Source organism: Alteromonas sp. 14N.309.X.WAT.G.H12, from assembly GCF_036697315.1.
GTDB lineage: Bacteria > Pseudomonadota > Gammaproteobacteria > Enterobacterales > Alteromonadaceae > Alteromonas.
In genome coordinates, this window is the sequence record NZ_JBAHZB010000147.1 from 1 (window position 1) to 6,529 (window position 6,529).

Genomic DNA, 6,529 nt, shown 5'->3' on the forward strand with positions numbered 1-6,529 from the left:
GCCTGTACGAATCTTACTAAGCTGGCTTTTCAATGCACTGATGCTCTTTTCCATACGCTCACGCGCATCTAATTCAATTTCATCAATCACAATATATTCCTATTTCTTACTTAAAATTTTCTGGATGGTCAATGAGGGTGCCTTCAGGTTCGCCCAATACTACGCGCTTAAGACAACCAGGTTTGTTCATATTGAAAACGCGAATAGGCAAACTATGGTCTCGGGCTAAGGTGAATGCAGATAAGTCCATCACTTTGAGTTCTTTCTCAAGCACTTCCTGGTAGGAAAGCTGAGGATAAAGTGTTGCTTCGGGATTTTTCACTGGGTCGTCACTGTACACACCGTCAACTTTCGTTGCTTTAAGTACTGCATCCGCTTCAATTTCAATACCTCGAAGACAGGCTGCAGAATCGGTGGTAAAGAAAGGATTTCCCGTACCCGCAGAAAAAATAACAACACGGCCTGATTTTAACAAACTGATGGCTTCTGCCCAATTATATGCGTCACACACACCATTTAATGGAATGGCAGACATTAACCGCGCATTAACGTAAGCACGATGCAAGGCATCACGCATGGCCAGGCCATTCATCACCGTTGCCAGCATGCCCATATGGTCACCGACCACACGATTCATTCCAGCTCTGGCCAAACCTTCGCCACGGAAAAGGTTTCCGCCGCCAATTACCAAACCTACCTGCACACCTAACTCTACCAGTTCTTTTATTTCCTGTGCCATGCGATCCAGGACTTTCGGGTCAATTCCGAACCCTTCAGCGCCCATCAGGGCTTCACCACTGAGTTTTAATAAAATACGACGATAGGCTGATTTGGGTGTGATACTCATTGTTTGAATTGTCCTTATGAATTCGGCTTGTTTCATATCTCGTTATGCTTAACAAGAAATGAAGCAAACCGACTCGTTACAAGCGATATTGTAAAAGTGGCAAAAAGTATACCATGTATATAAAAAAGCACCTCCGAAGAGGTGCTCTGTAGTGTATCCGACATTGGCCGAATGAAAAAGCAAAACGCAGAATTATTTCTTCGCCGCTTCCATTTGTGCAGCAACTTCTGCTGCAAAATCTTCTGATTTTTTCTCGATACCTTCACCCACTTCAAAGCGGATAAAGTTAACGACGTCGGCACCTTTACTCTTGAGCAATTCACCCACAGACATGGATGGATCTTTAACGAAAGGTTGACCTGTCAGGCTGATTTCGCCGGTGAATTTCTTCATACGGCCTGCAACCATTTTCTCAGCGATTTCAGCAGGTTTACCAGATTGGATGGCAAGTTCTACTTGAATTTCTTTTTCTTTTTCAACTACGTCAGCAGGTACATCGTCCGGCTTAACATATTGAGGGCTCGCTGCTGCAACGTGCATCGCAACATCTTTTGCCAGCTCTTCGTCGCCACCGGTTAGAATCGCCACAACGCCAATACGACCACCATGGACATACGCGCCCAGGTTTTCGCCTTCTACATTGATAACACGGCGAGGAGAGATGTTTTCACCGATTTTAGCAACCAGGTTTTCACGTACTGTGCTGATTTTAACACCATCAATCTCAGTCTCGTTTAACGTATCGATATCATTGATGTTATTTTCGTGAGCTACGTTAAGGATTTGGTTACCAAAACCTAGGAAACCTTCATCTCGTGCAACGAAATCAGTTTCACAGTTCACTTCCATCATGGTTGCGCGGCTACCTTGGACTTGCGTTAAGATAACCCCTTCAGCGGCGATACGGCCTGCTTTTTTAGCGGCTTTAGCCTGGCCAGACTTACGCATGTTTTCGATGGCCAGTTCGATGTCGCCATCGGTCTCAACCAGCGCTTTTTTACAATCCATCATACCTGCGCCGGTACGCTCACGCAGTTCTTTTACAAGTGCTGCAGTCACTGCCATTTTTCAATTCCTCAGCATTAAACATTTAAAAGGTAAAAGGGGCGGTGCGCCCCTCTTCGATATTCGTCAGTATTGATGACAGCGGTATGCAAACCACACCACCACCGTCATCGAACAGGTCAGATTACTCTGCGGCTTCTACGAAGTCGTCTTCAGCCTGAACTTCCAGGTTGCTTTCGCGACCGTTGTTTACTGCATCAGCTGCTGCATCAAGATACAACTGGATAGCGCGGATAGCATCATCGTTACCTGGGATGATGAAATCAACACCGTCAGGGTTAGAATTAGTATCGACAACGCCCACTACAGGGATACCTAGATTACGTGCTTCTGTAACTGCAATGTGCTCGTGATCTGCATCGATAACAAAAATCACGTCCGGCAAGCCGCCCATGTTTTTGATACCACCTAAGCTGCTTTCCAGCTTGGTCATTTCACGTTGTAACATTAACGTTTCTTTTTTGGTCAGCTTTTCAAACGTGCCATCTTGTGCTTTTTGCTCAAGATCTTTAAGACGTTTGATTGACTGGCGTACTGTTTTCCAGTTCGTCAGCATACCGCCTAACCAACGCTTGTTTACGTAAAACTGATCACATTTTACCGCTGCGTCTTTTACCGCTTCGCCCGCTGCACGTTTAGTACCAACAAACAGGATTTTACCTTTTTTAGAAGCAACACCAGAAAGGTAGTTCATTGCTTCGTTAAACAAAGGAACAGTTTTTTCCAAATTGATGATATGAACTTTGTTACGAGCGCCGAAGATGAAAGGCTTCATCTTTGGGTTCCAGTAGCGGGTTTGGTGACCGAAATGCACGCCGGCTTTCAGCATGTCACGCATTGATACGTTTGCCATTTTAATTTTCCTCTTGGGGTTAGGCCTCCATATACCCCTTGCATCGATCCCGAAGGACACCCCGATGACAAGTGTCGGTATATGTGTGTTATTTAAAATAATGAATTTACGTTTCTATAGGCACGAAATAGGCAAAATACCTTTCCGCGACAAAACGCGGGCGCTTTATACCATATCTTACGAATTCACTCAAGTTTTGAAAGGATATAGTTGGGTGACTATACACCACGACTTCCAAGGAGTACCATATTAGTACTGACGTATATTCTGGGCATGTCGCAACGTTTTTTTCAGCTTGCCGCCCAAGCAATATACATTTTTTTGTATTAGACGATCGAGGGTACAGTGGGCGCAATTATTAAAACCGCTGAAGAAATTGAAAAAATGCGTGTAGCTGGCAAACTGGCTGCCGATGTATTAACCATGATCACTCCACATGTAAAAAGAGGAGTGACCACTGACGAGCTTAATACGCTATGTCATGATTATATTGTCAATGAACAAAAGGCGATCCCAGCACCACTTAATTATGGACATCCGCCATTTCCTAAATCGGTATGCACATCGGTAAATCATTGTATTTGTCATGGCATTCCGTCGGATAAAAAGCTTAAAGACGGCGACATACTCAATATCGATGTGACGGTAATAAAAGATGGCTATCACGGTGACACATCCAAAATGTTTATCGTTGGTAAACCTTCCATTCTTGCCGAGCGTCTTGTGAGAGTGACACAGGAATGCCTTTATAAGTCCATCAAGGAAGTGAAGCCGGGCATGCGTCTTGGTGACATTGGCCATATTTGTCAAACCCATGCAGAATCACATAATTATTCCATTGTGCGGGAATATTGTGGTCACGGTATTGGCGCAGGCTTTCATGAAGAACCGCAAATTGTTCACTACGGCAAGCCCGGTACTGGTGAAGAATTAGTACCTGGCATGTGTTTTACCATTGAACCTATGGTAAATGCTGGGAAGCGTTACTCAAAGGTGTTGCCGGATCAATGGACGGTAGTCACCAAAGATCGTAGCTTAAGTGCTCAGTGGGAACATACCTTATTAGTAACCGAAGACGGTGTTGAGATATTGACCTTGCGAGAGGAAGAAGATCTTCCCCGTATCATAAGCCATAGTTAAACCCCTTCATCCTGGAAAAGACCCGTTCTAGGGTCTTTTCATATCCTTCTATCCTATTTTTTCGACTAATTATTCATTTTTATACTCATAACTATTGCTTTTGAATAATGCGGCCAACATACATTTCATGTTATTGTGCCTATGAATTTCCTTTCCGTAGTAAAAAAGGCATATTTTGAGCTTACAAAGACTGATTGATCAGGCTGAGACCATCACCTCAGTTGAAGACATTGCGGGTATCAAATCCTGCATTTCAGCAAGTTATGCGTGGTTGGAAAGTGCATTTAATACCACGCCTGTTAGCCAGTTAGTAACGGGACGAGCCCACTTTATTGATGCATTACTTTCACACATATGGAAGTTGATGGATCTTGATACCGTACCTGGCTTGGCGTTATGTGCGGTAGGTGGATATGGCCGCGGCCACTTACAACCCTATTCAGATATTGATTTATTGATTGTCAGTCACAAAAAGCTGGATCATAGCTCGAAGGATAAAATCAGTCAGTTCATTACCCTCTTATGGGATATAAAGCTCGATGTAGGTCAGTCAGTTCGGACAGTTAAAGAAACACTGCAACTGGCGAAAGATGACATCACCATTGCCACGAACCTCGTAGAAAGCCGGCTGCTTACTGGCGATCCCAGTGTATTTGATAAGCTATGGGAACAACTCAACGGCAAAAAAGCCCTGTCTTCAAAAGATTTCTTTCAAGCCAAATACGACGAGCAGAAAGCTCGACACGCGAAATTCAACGGTACCGCTTATAACCTTGAACCCAATATTAAAGAAAACCCCGGTGGTCTTAGAGACATTCAATCCATTGGCTGGGTAGCGAAAAAACACTTTAAAGAATATGACGGCTGGAATTTAGTCGGACACGGTTATTTTGCTGAAGAAGAGCATAGCGAGCTTGTGGCCTGCCGCATGCATTTATGGCGAATGCGATTTGCCCTGCATCTGGAAGCCGGGCGTAGCGAAAATCGGTTGTTGTTTGACTATCAGCCTGATGTGGCAGCACGTCTCGGTTATGGTCGGGACGGCAAAGCATCCGTAGAAAAAATGATGCGTGATTTTTTCCGTGTTATCAGTCGCGTTACCGAATTAAACCGCATGCTTTTGCAACGGTTTAAGTACGATATGCTGAATCAAAGCATAAAAAATGAAACACCCATCAACGAAGATTTCTGCCTGTTAGATGGCATGATTTCGCCCTTGCACCAAAACGTATTCCCTACCCCCGAAGCCATTTTAGATTTTTTACACCTTGTGGCTGACACGCCGGAAACGGAAGGATTAGACACAGATACCATCCGTCAGCTTCGCAATGCCAGACGACGTTTTGAAGATACCTACTACGTTGAACGTGAAGCCTGTCGAACCCGGCTAATGACGCTGTTTAAGCACCCGAATTTCTTTGATTTTGCCTGGGATATCATGCATCAATACCGCATATTGGAGCGCTATCTCCCGGAATGGGACAAGATTGTTGGCCTGATGCAATTTGATCTTTTCCATGCCTATACCGTGGATGAACATACTCACCGTGTGATAAAAAATGTTAACGAGTACTTTCAACCGGACAATATCGAGTTTCCCCGCTGTGGCAGGATCGTTAAGAACTTAGACAAGCCCGAGTTAATTTATATCGCCGCGATCTTTCACGATATTGCCAAGGGCCGAGGAGGCGACCATTCAGAATTGGGCGCAAAAGATGTGGCGTTGTTTTGTGCCTTGCATGGCATCGAGAAAAACGATGCCGACCTGGTGGCCTGGTTAGTCGAAAATCACCTGATGATGTCTGTGGTAGCCCAACGTCGAGACATTTATGATCCCGATGTCATCAATGAATTTGCCACCGCCGTACGCAGTCACAATCACCTGAATCTGCTTTATGTACTGACCTTAGCCGATATTCGCGCCACCAATGACAATTTATGGAATGACTGGAAAGCTTCACTATTACGTGAACTTTACTTAATGACCCAAAAAGCCTTGGATAACGGCTTACAATGTCAGATCACGCTGACTGAGCGAGTAAAAGAACATAAGCATACCGCCCGAATTATTCTTGATGCCCACGGTTTTGACGATGGGGATATTCAGCAACTGTGGGCGCGATTGGAAGATGACTATTTTGTGCGTTTTAAACCGTCACAAATAGCTTGGCATACACAAGAAATTTTAGCGGGAAGCAAAACCATTCTTGCCGAGGATCCGGACTCTCTCATTGTAAAAGCCAATGACAACAGCGCCAAAGGTGGCACGGAAATACTTATATATGGTAAAGACAGAAAAGCGCTGTTTGCCCAGGTAGCGTCGGTTATCGATAGTCGCAATTGTTCTATTCACGACGCCCATGTCACCGTCACCCGGGATGGTTACGTATTTGATAGTATCTTGGTACTGGAAAACGATGGTACCCGGCTCAACTCAGACAATCGTACAAAAAGTCTTGAGAATGCGATTTTTGATCAACTAGCCAAACCCGGCCGTTCTCACGATAATAAGCGTAAACTCCCACGGCAAATGCGGCAGTTAAATGTGCCGACAAAGGTACGTTTTTATACCCTTAACGAGGAAAGTACCCTGGTTGAATTAGAGGCCTTAGATGCTCCGGGGA

5 protein-coding genes and 1 pseudogene are annotated in these 6,529 nt (G+C 44.6%); 2 read left to right on the forward strand and 4 right to left on the reverse strand.

What is annotated here, in order from left to right; all coding sequences use genetic code 11:
* The 4 genes and pseudogenes from frr to rpsB all read right to left on the reverse strand — a co-directional run.
* Positions 1–90 (reverse strand): annotated as a pseudogene (gene frr, locus V5298_RS19140) (ribosome-recycling factor); the annotation flags it as partial.
* A 16-nt stretch (positions 91–106) separates the two neighbouring features.
* Complete coding sequence (gene pyrH / locus V5298_RS19145) at positions 107–847, reverse strand: UMP kinase (protein ID WP_332933033.1); 741 nt, start codon at positions 845–847, stop codon at positions 107–109.
* A 192-nt stretch (positions 848–1,039) separates the two neighbouring features.
* The gene (tsf, locus tag V5298_RS19150; RefSeq protein WP_332933034.1) at positions 1,040–1,912 is read right to left on the reverse strand and encodes a translation elongation factor Ts; all 873 of its coding nucleotides are present in this window, start codon (positions 1,910–1,912) and stop codon (positions 1,040–1,042) included.
* A 124-nt stretch (positions 1,913–2,036) separates the two neighbouring features.
* Positions 2,037–2,765, reverse strand: a complete 729-nt coding sequence (gene rpsB, locus V5298_RS19155; RefSeq protein ID WP_332933035.1) for a 30S ribosomal protein S2 — start codon at positions 2,763–2,765, stop codon at positions 2,037–2,039.
* Positions 2,766–3,110: 345 nt separating this feature from the next.
* Between rpsB and map the strand changes: the two genes are divergently transcribed.
* Positions 3,111–3,905: a type I methionyl aminopeptidase gene (gene map / locus V5298_RS19160; protein ID WP_332933036.1), complete on the forward strand. Its 795-nt coding sequence runs from the start codon at positions 3,111–3,113 to the stop codon at positions 3,903–3,905.
* Between the two features lie 175 nt (positions 3,906–4,080).
* The coding region (gene glnD / locus V5298_RS19165; RefSeq protein WP_332933037.1) for a [protein-PII] uridylyltransferase at positions 4,081–6,529 on the forward strand (2,449 nt) is incomplete at its 3' end.